22 protein-coding genes and 1 riboswitch are annotated in these 16,617 nt (G+C 35.6%); of the genes, 4 read left to right on the top strand and 18 right to left on the bottom strand.

Annotated features, from left to right (window positions below; genetic code table 11):
• Positions 1 to 95 precede the first annotated feature (95 nt).
• Complete coding sequence (locus OWO01_RS01280) at positions 96 to 680, bottom strand: genetic competence negative regulator (RefSeq protein WP_268778611.1); 585 nt, start codon at positions 678 to 680, stop codon at positions 96 to 98.
• A gap of 387 nt (positions 681 to 1,067) precedes the next feature.
• Between OWO01_RS01280 and OWO01_RS01275 the strand changes: the two genes are divergently transcribed.
• The 3 genes from OWO01_RS01275 to OWO01_RS01265 are packed head-to-tail and all read left to right on the top strand — an operon-like array spanning position 1,068 to position 2,138.
• Complete coding sequence (locus OWO01_RS01275; RefSeq protein WP_268778610.1) at positions 1,068 to 1,259, top strand: spore coat associated protein CotJA; 192 nt, start codon at positions 1,068 to 1,070, stop codon at positions 1,257 to 1,259.
• A gap of 23 nt (positions 1,260 to 1,282) precedes the next feature.
• Positions 1,283 to 1,552, top strand: a complete 270-nt coding sequence (locus OWO01_RS01270; RefSeq protein WP_268778609.1) for a spore coat protein CotJB — start codon at positions 1,283 to 1,285, stop codon at positions 1,550 to 1,552.
• Between the two features lie 16 nt (positions 1,553 to 1,568).
• The gene (locus OWO01_RS01265) at positions 1,569 to 2,138 is read left to right on the top strand and encodes a manganese catalase family protein (RefSeq protein ID WP_268778608.1); all 570 of its coding nucleotides are present in this window, start codon (positions 1,569 to 1,571) and stop codon (positions 2,136 to 2,138) included.
• A 14-nt stretch (positions 2,139 to 2,152) separates the two neighbouring features.
• On the opposite strand, the gene OWO01_RS01260 is transcribed toward OWO01_RS01265, so the two are convergent.
• Genes OWO01_RS01260 through OWO01_RS01245 form a run of 4 tightly spaced genes read right to left on the bottom strand, consistent with a single transcriptional unit; the run spans position 2,153 to position 5,908 of the window.
• The gene (locus OWO01_RS01260; RefSeq protein WP_268778607.1) at positions 2,153 to 2,743 is read right to left on the bottom strand and encodes a hypothetical protein; all 591 of its coding nucleotides are present in this window, start codon (positions 2,741 to 2,743) and stop codon (positions 2,153 to 2,155) included.
• Positions 2,736 to 3,326, bottom strand: coding sequence for a CPBP family intramembrane glutamic endopeptidase (locus OWO01_RS01255; protein ID WP_268778606.1), 591 nt, complete (start codon positions 3,324 to 3,326; stop codon positions 2,736 to 2,738). The genes OWO01_RS01260 and OWO01_RS01255 overlap by 8 nt, the downstream gene beginning before the upstream one ends.
• Complete coding sequence (locus OWO01_RS01250; protein ID WP_268778605.1) at positions 3,323 to 4,843, bottom strand: RecQ family ATP-dependent DNA helicase; 1,521 nt, start codon at positions 4,841 to 4,843, stop codon at positions 3,323 to 3,325. The genes OWO01_RS01255 and OWO01_RS01250 overlap by 4 nt, the downstream gene beginning before the upstream one ends.
• 6 nt (positions 4,844 to 4,849) lie before the next feature.
• Complete coding sequence (locus tag OWO01_RS01245; protein WP_268778604.1) at positions 4,850 to 5,908, bottom strand: YpbB family protein; 1,059 nt, start codon at positions 5,906 to 5,908, stop codon at positions 4,850 to 4,852.
• A gap of 131 nt (positions 5,909 to 6,039) precedes the next feature.
• Here OWO01_RS01245 and OWO01_RS01240 point away from each other — a divergent pair, with 131 nt between their 5' ends.
• Entirely contained in the window at positions 6,040 to 6,279 is a 240-nt protein-coding gene (locus OWO01_RS01240; protein WP_268778603.1) for a ferredoxin, read from the top strand.
• A 118-nt stretch (positions 6,280 to 6,397) separates the two neighbouring features.
• Here OWO01_RS01240 and OWO01_RS01235 read toward each other — a convergent pair whose 3' ends face one another.
• From OWO01_RS01235 to OWO01_RS01175, 13 genes are all read right to left on the bottom strand, one after another.
• Positions 6,398 to 6,637 carry a hypothetical protein gene (locus tag OWO01_RS01235; protein ID WP_268778602.1) on the bottom strand — a complete coding sequence of 80 codons (240 nt, stop codon included), beginning with the start codon at positions 6,635 to 6,637 and terminating at the stop codon, positions 6,398 to 6,400.
• Positions 6,638 to 7,168: 531 nt separating this feature from the next.
• A complete protein-coding gene (locus OWO01_RS01230) occupies positions 7,169 to 7,456 on the bottom strand; it encodes a DUF2178 domain-containing protein (RefSeq protein WP_268778601.1) in 288 nt (95 codons plus the stop codon).
• 17 nt (positions 7,457 to 7,473) lie between these two features.
• Positions 7,474 to 7,686 carry a helix-turn-helix transcriptional regulator gene (locus OWO01_RS01225; RefSeq protein ID WP_268778600.1) on the bottom strand — a complete coding sequence of 71 codons (213 nt, stop codon included), beginning with the start codon at positions 7,684 to 7,686 and terminating at the stop codon, positions 7,474 to 7,476.
• Between the two features lie 480 nt (positions 7,687 to 8,166).
• Positions 8,167 to 9,381 carry a hypothetical protein gene (locus tag OWO01_RS01220; protein WP_268778599.1) on the bottom strand — a complete coding sequence of 405 codons (1,215 nt, stop codon included), beginning with the start codon at positions 9,379 to 9,381 and terminating at the stop codon, positions 8,167 to 8,169.
• Positions 9,374 to 9,910, bottom strand: coding sequence for an RNA polymerase sigma factor SigX (locus OWO01_RS01215; RefSeq protein WP_268778598.1), 537 nt, complete (start codon positions 9,908 to 9,910; stop codon positions 9,374 to 9,376). Before OWO01_RS01215 ends, OWO01_RS01220 begins: the two co-directional genes overlap by 8 nt.
• Before the next feature lie 69 nt (positions 9,911 to 9,979).
• A complete protein-coding gene (locus OWO01_RS01210; RefSeq protein ID WP_268778597.1) occupies positions 9,980 to 10,465 on the bottom strand; it encodes a DUF6580 family putative transport protein in 486 nt (161 codons plus the stop codon).
• Between the two features lie 7 nt (positions 10,466 to 10,472).
• Positions 10,473 to 10,853 (bottom strand): DUF4430 domain-containing protein, encoded by a 381-nt coding sequence (locus OWO01_RS01205; RefSeq protein WP_268778596.1) that lies wholly within the window; start codon positions 10,851 to 10,853, stop codon positions 10,473 to 10,475.
• Positions 10,854 to 10,935: 82 nt separating this feature from the next.
• Positions 10,936 to 11,102: riboswitch (cobalamin riboswitch) on the bottom strand.
• Positions 11,099 to 12,841 (bottom strand): ATP-binding protein, encoded by a 1,743-nt coding sequence (locus OWO01_RS01200; RefSeq protein ID WP_272505964.1) that lies wholly within the window; start codon positions 12,839 to 12,841, stop codon positions 11,099 to 11,101. Its footprint overlaps the riboswitch before it by 4 nt.
• On the bottom strand, positions 12,841 to 13,557 hold the full coding sequence (locus OWO01_RS01195) for a response regulator transcription factor (RefSeq protein WP_268778594.1): 717 nt from the start codon (positions 13,555 to 13,557) through the stop codon (positions 12,841 to 12,843). The genes OWO01_RS01200 and OWO01_RS01195 overlap by 1 nt, the downstream gene beginning before the upstream one ends.
• 103 nt (positions 13,558 to 13,660) lie before the next feature.
• Positions 13,661 to 14,404 (bottom strand): pseudouridine synthase, encoded by a 744-nt coding sequence (locus tag OWO01_RS01190; protein ID WP_268778593.1) that lies wholly within the window; start codon positions 14,402 to 14,404, stop codon positions 13,661 to 13,663.
• A gap of 121 nt (positions 14,405 to 14,525) precedes the next feature.
• Positions 14,526 to 15,056 carry a spore maturation protein gene (locus OWO01_RS01185; protein WP_268778592.1) on the bottom strand — a complete coding sequence of 177 codons (531 nt, stop codon included), beginning with the start codon at positions 15,054 to 15,056 and terminating at the stop codon, positions 14,526 to 14,528.
• A complete protein-coding gene (locus OWO01_RS01180) occupies positions 15,057 to 15,641 on the bottom strand; it encodes a nucleoside recognition domain-containing protein (protein WP_268778591.1) in 585 nt (194 codons plus the stop codon).
• A 1-nt stretch (position 15,642) separates the two neighbouring features.
• Positions 15,643 to 16,539 carry a D-alanyl-D-alanine carboxypeptidase family protein gene (locus OWO01_RS01175; RefSeq protein WP_418936187.1) on the bottom strand — a complete coding sequence of 299 codons (897 nt, stop codon included), beginning with the start codon at positions 16,537 to 16,539 and terminating at the stop codon, positions 15,643 to 15,645.
• Positions 16,540 to 16,617: the final 78 nt, after the last annotated feature.

Raw genomic sequence — 16,617 nt, 5'->3', positions numbered from 1 at the left:
AATATTTCTAAGCAAAATAACCGAACCATAATAGATGGTTAGTCAAATTATGGTTCGGTTATTGTTCTGCCTTTTTACGTTTGTTCCTGCTTCTTTTAATTAGTTGGAAAATAATTTTGCAATGCTTCAATCGCATTGTTATGAATAAGTAACTTCCCATATTCTTGTAAACGTTCAATGGTAAGTACACTTGCGGATGAAAATTCTGATAAAACAGCTATAAAATGCTCACGATCGAATGTTTCGATATCTTCATCTAGAAAGTGAAGATAATAATTGTTTTCAAAGTGGTACAAATCTCCACCCAAAATACCAAGTGGTTTCAGGTACAGAGCCAATTGAATAATGTCTTCAAAATCATCAAATAGAAAAATCAATTCTTTACTCTCATCTAGAGTTACCTTCATCTCAACAAAATCATCCTCTTTTTCATCATCAAGCTGATTTTGTGTCACGATAATTAACATGCCTTGAGCTTGTAAGAGGTGGACTTGCACAATTAATATTCCTTCTAATTCAAAATCCAGTTCATCACTTGCCTCAAACATCATGTCATGAAACAATGCTTGCATCTCTGGTAAATCATGCCACAAATCTTCTTTTGTTAATCCTCGCTCTGATAAATCATCAAACGTTAGAAAAATTTTAAATTGATTAGATGAAAGACGTTCCAACCGCATGTCAATTACCTCCCTTTTACTACTTACTAATTATCTCACATAGTAGCATGCTTTAAACTATTATATGCTATTATGTTTATTTTTGAAACGAAATTGATCCATTTCATTATATTTTACAAAAAAATTCTGATTTGTCCAAAAAGATTTATCAAACACTTTATGATTTACACCATGATTTATATCTTTTTCATAAAGTGAAACTTCAATCAGTGGGGGTTTTTAGGTATTCCCCCACTGATTGTTAGCCCTAAAGGATGACCTAAAGGCCCTTGAACCATTCGGGGTGCTAGCGTCCGTTACTCCGGGATAATTAAACAATGTTCTATTCATAGGCCAAGTTACCGCTACATAAACTAAAGGGAAGTATATTATTCGAGGAGGCTTTTTATGCATCAAAGAGACTATCACCCTTACATTAGTCCATTCGATCCATGTAAACCTATAGAAAAGAAAACTTATTCTACTCCACCACATTTATTTCTCGGTTTTCAAGAAGAAAATTCACCTCAATACAAATCAGCTGCAGAAGCATTAAAACGCGGAACGTTATGGCCATCCTTATATGATCCTTATTCTTAAATAAAAGAAAGGAGCTCGCACAAATGGAAAAACCAAAACCAATGCCTGAAGCCTACTATTCTTTATTAGAAAAAATACAAGCAGTGGATTTTGTCTTACTTGAATTGAATTTATATTTAGATACTCACCCGAATGATGCCGATGCAATCGAACAATACAATGAATCATCTTATGAGAGTAGAGCATTAAAAAAAGAATTCGAAGAAAAGTTCGGCCCATTAATGAACTACGGAGCAAGTTACTCTGATTACCCATTTGACTGGGCAACACCACCATGGCCGTGGCAAGTTTAAAAGGAGGTAAGTTTACTTGTGGTATTATGAAAAAAAATTACAATATCCGGTACGTGTTAGAGAATGCAATCCGACTTTAGCAAAATATTTAATCGAACAATATGGAGGAGCAGATGGCGAGTTGTCTGCCGCACTTCGGTACTTAAACCAAAGGTATTCGATTCCCGATAAAGTTGTTGGCTTATTAAATGATATTGGGACAGAAGAGTTCGCTCATCTAGAAATGATCGCTACCATGATATACAAACTCACTAAAGACGCTACACCCGAACAACTGAAAGAAGCTGGACTAGGAGATCATTATGTAGCTCATGATCATGCTTTGTTTTATCATGATGCTGCCGGAAACCCATGGACAGCCACATACATCCAAGGAAAAGGAGATCCAATTGCAGATATCTATGAGGATATTGCTGCAGAAGAGAAGGCGAGAGCTACCTATCAATGGATAATCAATATGTCCGATGATCCGGAATTAAACGACAGCTTAAAATTCCTTCGAGAGCGTGAAATCGTGCACTCTCAACGTTTTAGAGAGGCAGCGCAAATGTTAATCGATGAAAAAGATAAGAAGCGATTTTTCTAAATCGCTTCTTATCTTTATTCTTGAATAGTCGGCAAAAAGATCTGTTGGTTATTTTCTAAAGAAGAATCCTCAGTTAGATTGTTTACCAGCCTTAATAATGAAATGATCTCAGATGACTGATAAAAGCGTTCTGCAATGGACTCTATTGTATCGTCAGCCTTCGTATAATAATATCTACCAGTTAAAGGCGTTAGTTCGTCAATGTCTGGATCCAACTGGGCATAGATCGTTACTTCTTGTGACAGCGAGTCTGTATTAGAAATAATTTGAACGGTTTCACCTGCTCTATTTCTAGCGGCAGCCTGATGTTCGATTGATTGAGAAAACAAATCTCCCCAAAAATGATAAGTCAAGACAATTCCAACAATGATCAAAAACAAAACAACTAGTAAACGAACGAGAGCAATACTTATTTTAAGTCTTGTCTTTGCCCTTTTCTCGTCATGTATCTCACTTCTTGGCGGTAAATTTAGGACATCCATTTCTATTTCTGTATCTTCTCTTTGTCCCTGATCTTCATCCTTATTCATCTCAGCCTCGTGTTGGTTAATACCTTCCATTTGTTTCCTAAGCAATGCCGCTTGATCTTCCTGGTGTTCAGTCATGATTTATTCCCCCATCTGTGTAACGAATATAACTGCCTAAACAAAAATTGATTACAAAATGTGCAGTGATAGACACCAATAAATTCCCTGTATGTTCAAACATAAAACCTAGTCCAAAGCTTAACATAATAATGATCATTAATAAGAACGGTTTCTTTACATAACGAAAATGAATACACGCAAATAATAAACTTGCACCAATATACCCTATGAGAGGCTGTAAGACACCTCGAAATAGCAATTCTTCACAAAAAGCAATCATTAAGGTTAATCCGATTAATTCTCGCATAGAAATATCTCGAAATACTATTTGATTGACTCCTCCGTCATCCCAATGGCTTGATGGAATAACTCGATACAAAACAATCTCTAAGACTACCAGTGAAAATGACGGAACTACGCCAAGGTATAAAATCTCACCACTCGACCAGTCAAAAAGATCGATAAAATGTTCTGTTGGTGAAGAAAACAAAAGAAGTAACAAAATACTAAGTAAAAGAAGTAACCCTTGCGTAGCATAAACATGTAATCTAATTTGTTTACTTGTCATTTGTTCTATCCATACCTGTTGCTTATCAATCATTGGCTTTCTCCTTGAGAAAACAATTGCTGTAGCTGGACTTTCCAATCCTTTGGATCAGATTGTTTCTTTGGTATAACAGGATCCCATTGAGATAGCATAAATCCACATCGATCACAACAAAAATATATTGGTTGATTTATTGTTTTCTGAAAAGGTTGGTACAAAGCTACCCTTCGACACTCATCAACATTAACCCACTGTAACATCTGGTTTAATTTCTTCATTTTATACCGATTTCGTTCTGTGATTTTACAAACGATTTTTTTTGCAATAGCATCATATTCAACACGTGATTTAAGAATACGATTTTCTTTAATCATACCATGTTTTTCGAGTTGAAAGTGTAAAAACCGCCATTGAATTTCTGATAAACAAAATTGCTCTATTAGCTTGTTTTCATCCAATTTTATAGAACTTTGATTTATTACAGACTTTTGCAACATCGAAACTAATGGTCGGACGACTGATGTGTCTGGTAACTCTCCTTCAATCAATCGCTCTGGTATTTTATGATCAAAATTCGTGTATAACAAAATACTTACACTAGATAAGCCATCCCTACCGGATCTTCCTATTTCTTGAATAAATGATTCGATTTGAATAGGTATATGATAGTGAACAACTAAACGAACGTTTGATTTATCAATCCCCATTCCGAAAGCACTCGTACAACAAATAACATCTAATTTTCCTTCCATGAATTGTTGTTGGATCAGGATTCGATCTGTTTGATCCATTCCCCCATGGTAATAGGCAATTTGCAACTCTGGTAATTCACTACTCAACATTTTTGCCACGCGTTCTGCTTCCTTTTTACTCGAAAAATACACCATTGCCGGTACAGTAAATTGACTAAATAAATCAGTCAAATAGCTATCTTTTTCCTGATTTGAACTCACTTTTTCAACCAGAAATGCGATATTGTTTCGGTCCATTGGATAGATATGTTTCACAATTGGAGCATGGTTTAATTGTGCAATGATATCTTCTTGCACTTCTGGCGTAGCTGTAGCACTTAACGCCATAAAAGGTGGAGAACCCAATTCTTCGATTATCCCACGTAATTTAAGATAATCTGGTCTAAATTCATATCCCCATTGAGAAATACAATGAGCTTCATCAATAACAAACAAAGAAATGTTTAAGTATTTCAGTTGAGTCAAAAGTTCACGATTTTGCAATATTTCAGGAGAAAGATAGATTAATTTATAACGATCTAGTGATGGATAAATGGCTTGTTTGTTTTTCAGAAAACTATTAATTGCAATCACTTGTTGAAAGCCTGTCTGTTTTAGTTGTTTTACTTGATCTTCCATCAAGGAAAGTAAAGGAGAAATAACAAGAACCACTCCTGAACGTTCCATGGCAGGAATCTGATAGCAAAGGGATTTACCAGAACCGGTTGGCAACACAGCTAGCACATTACGACCAGCTAATACATCCAAAATAATCTCTTTTTGCCCTGTTCGAAATGTTGAAAAACCAAAATAATGTTGCAACGTTTTCTCCAATTCCATGTTATATTATCCCCTCCTTGTTCGTAGATCACTACTGCTTGCTAACACCAATCGAATTTGAAAATAAGAATAATTACCTTGAAGTTCCTGTTTAATTAGTGATAATTTATTGTTCGGGACGTTCCGAATAGCATGGCTAATCTTTTCCACATCATCTGCTCCAACAAAATTAGCAATCGTAAACTGGGGATCTGCATAGGCAATCTCAATAATATGATCATGGATCGTACTTTCTTTTAACCTGCGGAGCCGTGTAATCTCTTTAATAGAATAGCCTTCTTCCATGAGTTTGAACGTTTTAGTCGCCGATTCCGTTATAAAAGTATTTTTTTTGACATGATCTATTGGTACGAAATCACTTAAATAGAGTGGTTTGGTTTGTTCAATATATTGTAGTAATTGATGATAAATTGCCTCTAATGACAATCGAACGTCATGGTCACTTACATTATTTTTGTTAGCTAATTGACCGATCGTTAATCCAACTTTTTGATAACCAGTTAATCGATCGACAAATAGTTGCGCATAAAAGGTAGGTACAGTTTCTAGAAAACCGGACATTTCCTTGTACACACCAGCAAGCCAATTGTCAACTTGTGATTTATGTAACCGATAATGCCCTTTGACCCATTTTTGTGCCTTCTCGTTATCAGTAACTGCCAAAAATTTACGTTGATCTGCCACAATGTTTGTATAAGTTTGAATCCATAGTTGTAATCTCTGCCTGAACAACTCTAAAAAGGATACAAATTCCGTTCCTTTATACATTGATAGCGGATAGTGTCCCTTTTTTTCTTGTAATATTTGGGTACCGATGCAAGTGATTTGACCTACGTGATTATCAGAAATTGAAATCCATTTTTTTTGATGCAAGTTTTCCACTTCTTTCGCAAATGCTTCCCGAGTAAGGTCTCGATAAATGCCGAAATAGTTGGTTAATCGATATAAGTTCGCATCTTGTATTGTTTGAGCTGATCGCTTTCCTTTCAATAGGTGAAAGATCGCAGCTATTGTACGTTGCCCGTTAATTTTATCGATACAGAATAACAATAAGTAATGGAACAATCGTATCCTCCCTTTCTCAACATTATTCTTCATTATCATACCAATATTTTTCACCCAATTCCATTATTGCTAAATAATATAATCAATCGTAGAATAGTAGCATAGGTTTTTGGTGCGAAGGGGGAAGAAAAATGGCATATTATACAACTATAGACAAGGAAACTTGTATTGCTTGTGGTGTGTGTGGGGCGTATGCACCTGATATATATGATTATGATGAGGAAGGCATTGCTTTTGTATTACTCGATGATAATAAAGGTACAATTGAGATTCCGGAAGTGTTACTAGAAGATATGTTCGCAGCTTGTGATGGTTGTCCAACTGAATCGGTAAAGGTTGCTGAATTACCCTTTGATAAAAGGACTGAATAAATAAAAAATGTAACAAACAAGTCATTAATCGCGAGGATAAAAATAACCAAAAGAGCTAGAGGAATTCCAAGTTCTTTTGGTTATTTTTATATTGTCTCATCAACTTGTGAAACTCAGATCAAGAAGAGTTATCAGAATTACATTCATTCTTCCATTTTATATTTGTATAAATTAATTGCAAAATCAGCGTAACAACAATTAGCAAACTTAGAATAACGGTTCTTGGAATCAATCCATCTGTTATGAGTAACAGAATAATGGCGATAAAACAAATCGGGATCATCCAAAGGGTTCTTATAAACTTACTTTTATAATTCAACTTCCAATAAATCAAACCAGCATCACTACCGTTTTTCATTGACAACGTCTCCCTTCAATTAATCCTTCTATCTAATTCCTATCCTTATTGAAATAACCACCGCCTGTTCTTGAAAAAGCACCTTTTAAATTACACCCACATAATACTATTTAAATCAGATATTTACAAGTCGAGCCATTCGAGAGGGAACTGCGAGGGTTTAAGGAGGCATTCTTGGAGAGATGTAAAGCAGGAATTTAGCGAATTAATAAAATTAGAGCAAATGTCTTTATTTGATACTATGAAATAGGACTTGTTTCTAGAAAAACTAGATAAAGTGAAACTTCAATCGGTGGGGGTTATTAGGTATTCCCCCCACTGATTGTTAGCCTTAAAGGATGACCTAAAGGACCTTGAACCATTCGGGGTGCTAGCCACTTAAATAACTTGGTATTCTCCTTGTTTTGAAGTGGGAGTCTTACGGACACGTTTGCTCCGGGATAACTAATTATGCTACCGTTGAAATGTTGAGAAGTGCATAAGAAAATACTTCTCGAAGTAAGAGGCCAAATTATAGATTCACTCTAAATTCTAGTATTTCTTTCTTAAATAGAAAATCGAACCACTATAAGAAATAAGAACGAAGGCAAGAAGACAAGTTAAAGCAAATGCAAATTGTACTCCATTTAAAGCGTTAAGAGTATTAACGAGGAAGATTATATTGTAACCGAGCAAAAAGGAGACAAAACCAAGCATTCCCGCTTTCCCTAATATTTTATATCCCCTTTCATCATTTCCTTCTTGTTTTATAAAACGAATAACGAAAACAAATATAGTAAGTCCTAAAAATGAAACTACAAAACCAAATAAGTCGAGCATTAAAAACACCTCCCACTTTACAATTTATACTGAAATACTTGGTGAATTTCTTTACTAAAGACAAAGGAAATTTCAAATGCCAAAATCAAAGAAGGATTATAACGATTTGCCTCTATAGATGCAATGGTTTGTCTGCTAACTCCAACTCGTTGTGCCAACTCTTGTTGCGACCACTTCTTTTCGGCCCTAAGAACAGGAATGTTATTAAATAGTTCACCATTTTTATTCATTACATCTGTTCACCACCCATCCTTAATTAAAATGTAATATATTTTTAACTAATTGTAATATATTTTTAACGGTTAGTCAATGAATAAATAATTGTTAGAAAGTAACAATCATTTAGAAAGACCCAAAATAATAAAACAACCGAACTCACCCTTTTTCGAAAATAAGCAAACAATTTGATTAGAAAGAGCTAATTTACTTCAAATCACAAAATGGATTTAGAGTATAAGTAATTCCCAGTAATTTTTCCATCAACTGGAGCGAATCAATAGAGATAGAGGAATTACATGAAACTTGCTAACCGATGAGAACTTATCGCAGATTGCTTCGTGAAGTTGTCTGTTTTGATGCTTGGAACTGAACATATCTATATCTGTTTCGGAATTGATTCCTTATGCAAATGTTTACTAAGCACAAAAAAGAAGTCCATTTTGGAGTGCAATTTGTTATTTCGCACTTCAAAAGCTGGACTACTTTTTCTCTTAGTGTAAAATTTGTGGATTGATACCATCAGGTACTGGAATTGGGTGGTCTAAATCAAATCGTCCGAACATCCCATCCAATCCTGGAATAGTAAAATCTACTTCTGTGTAACCAAAGCTTTTCGCAGTAGCTAAGATTGCTTGGGTCATTTCATACGTCATTTCATTATAACCGAAGAGTTCATATGATGTGAAAGCAATTACCAATGTCTCATCATCTGAGGTTACAAGACGATAATCAGCTTCTTCTGGTATCGTTGCATAAACATTAAAATCACTTTGATCTTGTTGCATTTCTTCTAATGCAACTTCTATATTAGTAATTTCATTTCCATTCGTCATATCAATCGGAACGAACAATCGTTGCGTGCTTTCTTCATATTGATAAATTTTATAAGCGAGATTGTCTACAGGCTGTAATTCGAGTTGATCTTTCACACCGATTGGTCCCAAATCTACTTGATCGGTTGAATCAGTTTGTAAAGTAATATGGTCAAATGAATATTTTTCAAACATGATGTTCACCATCTTTTGAAACATATACGCATTACTAGAACCAGGTGGGAATTGGTAATCATCAGCCACCGTCATAAATAACTGTTGATTTCCTTTCGTGAATTCAAAAGCTATATCTTCAAAAGGAAATGTCTGGACTCCAAGTTGGTCCTCATCCACAAACGTATCTATTCTGTTATAATAATCATTAGGGTCTCCAGTTGATGATGTGGATACTAAAGTAATTGGAATGGCAAACATATTTTGTTGATCAGCCACTGCTATAGTAAAGGTTGGAAATTGGTGTTCATCTTGATAGTATAACATGAAATCACCGAGCTCTTCTTCTACAAAGCCCTCTGTATTCTGCGCAAATTCATCAAATTCAGCACTTTCCATGTCACCTCTGGCATCATAGCTAGAATCATTTTGATCATGACCTGACATAATCTCCATGTTTTCTTCATGATGTTCCGTAATTTGATCATCCCTAAAAACACCTGATTGAAGTACAACAAATAATATCACTGCTGCAGTAAGTCCAGCCATAGATGGTATCAACCACCTGAACGAAAGTTGTCGTTTGTTTGTATTTTTTCGAGATGGTGTATGGGCTTGAATCTTTTCAAAAAGCAGTTCTTTTGATTGATGATCTTCAATTTTGGGTAATTTTTTTATTTGCTCTTGTAGTTGTTGCTCTGAAAATTTTCTCTTATCCATCACCGTCTCCTCCTCCCCGTTCTGCAACCATCAATTTTTGCAGTTTTTTTATTGCTCGATGTTGTGTTGTTTTCACTTTACTTTCTGACCATGATAAAATATCCGCAGTCTCTCGAATCGATAAGGATTGCAAATACCGTAATATGAGTACATTTTTCTGATCAAAAGAGCATTGATCAAGCAAATGATAAATTCCCTTTAATTCTTCGTTTAGAATAATCACTTCTTCTGGTAACGCAGATTGATCTCTCACTTGTTCTACTTGATCGTTTCGATTAAAAAAATCAGTAATTCGTTGTTTACTACGCTGTTGCTTGCGAAAGAAATCCATCGTAGTATGACGGGCAATCGAAAATAACCACGTCTTCTCACTACTTTCCCCACGAAACTGATCATATGAACGGAGTACCTTGATGTAGACATCTTGAACAATATCTTCCGTAGTAGTCCGATCCTTTACCAAGTAAAAAACATATTGAAAAAGATCTTTATGATACTTATCATAAAAGGAATCAAATGCGGCCCTCATAAGTAAGACCCCCCATTTTCATTATATTAGTCGAACAGATTGTCGAAATGTTACATACTAAACAGCAGTTCAGAGATTTTTTTTAAAAATATAGGAAAGCGGCTTATACAACAAAAAAATAAAGATAGCATTACCTATAGCGTGGTTAACATCAAATGGTAAACCCGCCAAATAATACGCGATAAATTTTCCTGAAACAACATAATTAAGTAAACTAAAGATAAACCCATAAAAAAAACCTGCTCCTATACCCAAACATAAAAGTATAGGAAAGGCTCTACGAACAGACAACTTACCGAACAGACTGGCAAATCCAGCTATGGAAACCCAGGCAACGATTTGCCAAATTGTCCAAAAACCCATACCTAATACCATGTTTGATAAGTAAGTAGTAAGAATCGCCAATAGCATAGCTGATCCAGCACCTAAATAATAGGAACTTATAATAATAATTGCCGTTACCGGTTGAACACTAGGAATAAACTGCATATAGATTCTCCCGATTACACCAATTGCGGCTAAAACAGCTATTAATGTTATTCGTTTCGTAGTCATCTATTTCTTATTCCCATGCGTGCAAATCAAAAACCACTTGATCATCTGGAGAGAGTTCAAAATCCCCAGCCCCCACCTGTGCTTCTTCTCGATTTACTTCATATATCCAGAATCGACTACCATCCTGTTCAATTCCTTCAATCGCTGTTATAAAACCATCCGCAGTTTTTTCAACTTCATACTCTTGTTCAAGTAAATCAAGCAAAACCGTACCCGGTTCTACCATAAAGGAATCATCTGTAATAACCTCATCGCCGTAGTCAACGGATATAGTTACTGTAACTTCAAACGGCTCATCACCTTGTGTTTCTGTTGAATCTTGTGCGCAACCAAATAATAAAGCTACACTAATCATTAAAATAATAGTAAATTGTATTGTTTTTTTCATTTTTCTTCCTCCAATTATTTAGGAGGATTAAACGTTATGATTTCACACAACTAGTCCACATCAAACGCCCAACCCTCGAAGCTTTGATAGAAAACAATTGGTAGGTCTACTGACTGATAGTCTTCCTACTTTGAACCCTTCCCATATCAAGAAGATACAGTGGTTATGTTCATTTCGTCCTATTCACAGTTGCGAGGACAGTTCAGGATTTTCACCCGATTCCCTTACACCAATTGTTCTATTAATCATATTCTATTTATGTCCAAAGGTAGTTGAAAAGTAAACATTGTTCCTTCATTCTCTCTACTTTGAACATCTATCCATCCACCATGTGCTTCAATTATTTGTTTCGCAATCGCTAAACCTAAGCCAGTTCCCATTTTATTTGCAGCTAGCCTAGTTCTTGATTTATCGGCTTTATAAAATCGTTCAAAGATAAACGGCAAGTCGGCTTGCGGTATTCCCGTTCCATTGTCTTGAACGGAAAATTGAGCATACTCATCAGATTTTTCTGCCGATATTTTTATTTCTCCTTGTTCTTCAGTATGACGAATAGCATTATCAATCAAAATAATAAAGACTTGTTCTAGACGATCCGGATCAACGTTAACTGTTGATATGGTTGGATCGATTTGATGGTCTAACGAAATCTTTTTACTTTCTGCAACGCCACTAAATTTCCGGAGAATTCGCGGGATAAATAACTCCAAATCAATAATTGTTCGGTTTAGTTGCATTTGACCGGCCTTCATACGGGCAAGATCAAGTAAATCATTTACGAGTCTGCCCATCCGTAATGATTCGTCAAGTATAATCTGTGCAAGTTCATTCTTCTCTTCTTTAGATGAAGCAACATCATCAATAATAGCCTCACTATACCCTTGTAACAAAGAAATAGGAGTGCGCAATTCATGCGAAACATTCGCAATAAATGCTTCTCGTAATTGATCCATTTTACGCTCTTTTGTCATATCACGAATAACAACTACCACGCCACGCACTTTTGTTTGATCGTAAAGTGGAGACATGATGATTACCCAGTTTCTCCCCTGTATATATAACTCTCGCGATTGTTCTATCTCTGTTTCCATCGCTTCCTGCATAAATGATTCAAGCTCTGATGGTAGAATATTCTCCTTTTTGGTTTCTAGTTCAAATTGACAATCTTTCAAGAACTTTTCTGCCTGCGGATTGGAAATAATAACTTTTCCATCACGATTTATTGTCATTACTCCATCAGCCATAGATCCTAAAATACTATATAGCAATTCCTTTTCTTGCTTGAGTGCGTTCATATGATAATTCAATTGACGTCCCATGCGATTAAAGGCCATCGCAAGTTCACCAATTTCATCATGCGTTAGAATAGGTACTTTTGTTTTGAATTCTCCATTTGCCAATTCTAAAGCAGCTTCTCTCATCTTTATTAGTGGCGCAGTAATTCTATGTGATAGAAAGAATACAAAGATTATCATCATCACAATCGCGAGCATAGCAATAAGCAAGATCGTCCCCGTTGTCTGATCAATTGGAACGTTCGTAACACTCATTGGTTGATAAGTATAGACAAATCCATGTTCAAATGGCGTACCAGACAAAAGAATTTCCATATTATTTTCTAGCTTGATTTTTGTCATGATTTCCGCACGTTCAGATAAACTATTCATTACCGTATCATTCAAAGTGAGCCAATCCGAATGATCATTGCCGTCTGTAGTTACCCACTGTCCACCGTCATCATAATGTACAGAAACAAAAACAGATTCGTCTTTCATTTGTTCAATAACATCTACTACCCATGTCTGATCATGATATTCATCTAGAAGGTTCGCAACAGAATTGGCTGTTTCTAATAATTTTTCTTGCGCTTCATGGATATAAGATTGATTAAAAAACTCAAATAGCAACAAGCTGATAATTGAAATTAAGCTAAAAATGACAACCGAAAAGATGAACCATAACTTACCAACTACACTACGCCAAAACATCACGCTTCCGCTACTTCGAATTTGTAGCCAACACCCCAGACGGTCACAATCATTTTCGCAGCATCTTTCGAAACTTTATTCAGTTTTTCTCTTAATCGTTTGACATGTGTATCTACTGTTCTTAAGTCACCAAAGAATTCGTATTTCCAAACTTCCTTTAATAATTGCTCCCTTTCATAAACACGATCATGATTGCTAGCTAGAAAATAAAGTAGTTCATATTCCTTTGGGGTAAGGACTACCTCGACATCTTCTGCTAGCACACGATGAGCATCATTATCTATGGTCAAATACTCAAATTCTAAAATATCTTTTGTAACTGTATCTGCTGGAGCCAAAGAAGCGGATTGAGATCTGCGTAATAGTGCTTTTATTCGTAACATCACTTCTCGCGGACTAAAAGGTTTTACGATATAATCATCTGCCCCAACTTCAAAACCTTCAATTCGGTTCGCTTCTTCCCCTTTTGCTGTTAACATAATAATCGGTGTTGCTTTTTCTTCTCGAATGGACTTACAAACAGTTATTCCATCTGTTTCTGGTAACATTAAATCCAAAATAATCAATGTGTAATCAAATGCCTTGGCCATCTCTATGCCTTTGGTTCCATTTTCCGCTTCTTCAACTAAATAACTTTCTCTTTCTAGGTACATTCTAAGTAATCTTCGGATTCTATCTTCGTCTTCTATAATTAAGATTGTTTGATTACCTTCCATCCCAAATACCCCTCTCTAACAAAAAACACCCCTAAATGAATCGTTTGATCATTTTTATCTTTATACTATTCTACATTTTTTGCAAAAAACATAAAAGTTTTTCTTATCTATTTTTTGCTTGAATTGCTTCAGCACGCAGTTGTTTTACTTCATGTACTGTCAGTTCACGGAAATCTCCAGATGTAAGTCCTTTTAGATTGAGAAAACCATAGCGTTCGCGTTTCAGTTTCAATATTGGGTGGTTTACTGCTTCAAGCATCCTTCTTACTTGTCGATTCTTCCCCTCATGTAGAGTCAGTTCGACAATAGCGGTTTCTTTCTTTACATCTGCGGAGATAATCTTGGCGTCAACTGCTGTTAATTTCTCCCCTTCTGAATTAATTCCACGCTTTAACTTGTTTAATGTTTGTTTTGTTGGAATTCCTTTTACTTTAGCAACATAGACTTTGTCCATCTCATGACTAGGATGCATAAGTAACTGTGCTAAATCACCATCATTTGTTAAGATAATTAGCCCTGATGTATCATAGTCCAATCGTCCAACTGGATAAACTCGTTCATTTAATTTAGGAATTAAATCAGTCACCACTTTTCGATTTTTATCATCCTGAACGCTTGAAATGACACCACGTGGTTTATAAAGTAAGAAATAAACAAGATCCTCCTTCACAAGTGGAACACCATTTACTTCAATTTTATCATCTTTATTTACCTTTGAACCTAGTGTAGTTACTGTTTCACCGTTAACCGTTACTTTTCCATCCGTTATCAATTTCTCTGCTTTTCTTCTTGACGTCACCCCGCTTTGTGCGATCACTTTTTGTAGACGTTCTTCACTTGTTGACATATAATCACCATATTTCCTTATTTAGTATAATACATTTTTCATCTGAATAGGTCACTTGTACTTATTTTGCCAGAAATAAATAAACAAAACAATAGCGTTAACATGTATGTTAACGCTAGGCTTAGGAAAATACAATCGTTACGATAATGATAGATGTTATTATACCAATAATATCTGCTAATAGTCCAACTTTTAATGCATCCCCCATTTTCCGAATCCCAACTGCACCAAAATAAACAGTGATAATATAAAAGGTTGTATCCGTGCTACCTTGCATCGTTGATGCTAAACGACCAATAAAGGAATCCGGACCATATATTTTTAATAGATCAGCAGTGATCGCCAAAGCAGCAGTTCCTGAAATCGGTCTGGTAAGAGCTAACGGAGCAATCTCACCTGGTATCGATAAAAAGCTCAACACGGGCTGTATCAGTCCGATCGCAGCGTCCAGTGCTCCTGAACTTCGAAAGATAGAAATGGATACAATCATTCCAACTAAATAGGGTAATAAAGAAACTGCCATCGAAACCCCTTCTTTACCGCCTTCTACAAAAAGTTCATACGTAGGTAGTTTTTTCACTGAACCAACAACTAAAATCAATAAAATTGTACATGGAATAATTGCGACACTAATCATAGATACAATATTCATTTAACGATTACTCACCCTTCTGAGGTAAAAGATTCGATCAATGATAATGGCTGCAGTAGTTGTAATTAGAGTGGCTATCACGGTAGTTCCTACAATCTCGGTTGGAAACGCGGATTTGTATTGCATTCGAATAGCGATAATGGTTGTAGGGACTAACGTTAAGCTAGAAGTATTAATTACCAGAAATGTAATCATAGATCTACTTGCCTTCTCTGATCCAGATAATTCTTTCATTTCCTTCATCGCTTTAATCCCCATCGGGGTTGCAGCATTGCCTAGTCCAAATAAATTGGCAATAAAATTTGATAATATATAGCCCATCGCAGGATGATCTTTAGGGATATCAGGAAATAACCTCGTGATTAATGGTTTAAATACAGCAGAAAGACTTTTTAATATTCCGGCTTTTTCAGCAATACGCATTAACCCAAGCCAAAATACAAGTATACTTATTAAACCAATGGAAAGATTCACTGCTTCTGCAGCGCTATTAAAAATAGCTTCATTTACTTGATCGATTGTTCCGTTGAACAACGCATAAATAATTCCGATTACTGCCATGCCTGCCCATATTAAATGAACCATTTTAAACGACACCAACTATCTGTTTAAAAAGCTTTATCACTTGTTCAAATAATGTATCATCACTTTCTAAGTCTTCATCTGTATAGTTGGAGGCTAGCGCTGTCGATTCTACTTGATTAAAACCCCAATCAAACAAACGAATGTGATCTTGCCAATCGTTAGGATCGTTCAGCGTTACCGCAATTAGAGTTATCCCATCTTTTTCAGCTATAGAAACTAATGTTCTTCCAGCGGCTTTCGTATAACCTGTTTTTCCACCAATCGTATAGCTATAATAAGAGGTTAATAATTTATTCTTATTTCCCCAAGCATAAGTTCTATTATCAGATCGAAATGATTTTTCCCCAGTAATCTGAGCAAATTCCGGATTATTCATCGCGTATTTTGTTAGTAAGGCCATATCATACGCTGTTGAATAATGTTTTTCTGAATCTAATCCGTGGGGGTTTTCAAAACTTGAATCTGTCATTCCTAGCCATGCGGCTTTTTCGTTCATTAAATAGACGAAACCCTCAACACTTCCACCTACATGTTCCGCTATTGCAACCGCCGCATCATTACCTGAACGAAGCATTAGACCATACACAAGGTCTAATAATTTAATTTCTTCGTTCTCTACTAAGTAAATCGATGAACCTTCAGTCATGATTGCATTTCTACTAACTTTTACATGCTCGTCCAACATCCCTGATTCAATTGCTAGCAATGCAGTCATGATTTTGGTAATACTTGCAATCAATTGTGGTTTTTTTGCATCTTTTTCATATAGAATTTCGCCTGTAGCCTGATCAATTAATATGGCTTGTTCTGCTGAAACACCTGGCCTTGCTAAAACATTACCTGGTAAAAGTAAGGTTAGACAAATACATCCAATCATTAATAGCTTTAGTGATTTCATATTCTTCAATCCTCTCACAATTCTGTCTGTTACATCTTATGCGAATTGGACATGTATATGATTTTTTTCGTTTAATTC

This window comes from Natronobacillus azotifigens (assembly GCF_026805325.1).
GTDB classification, from domain to species: domain Bacteria; phylum Bacillota; class Bacilli; order Bacillales; family Amphibacillaceae; genus Natronobacillus; species Natronobacillus azotifigens.
Note: the sequence above shows the minus strand (reverse complement) of the source record. Positions and strands in the feature narration are given on the sequence as shown.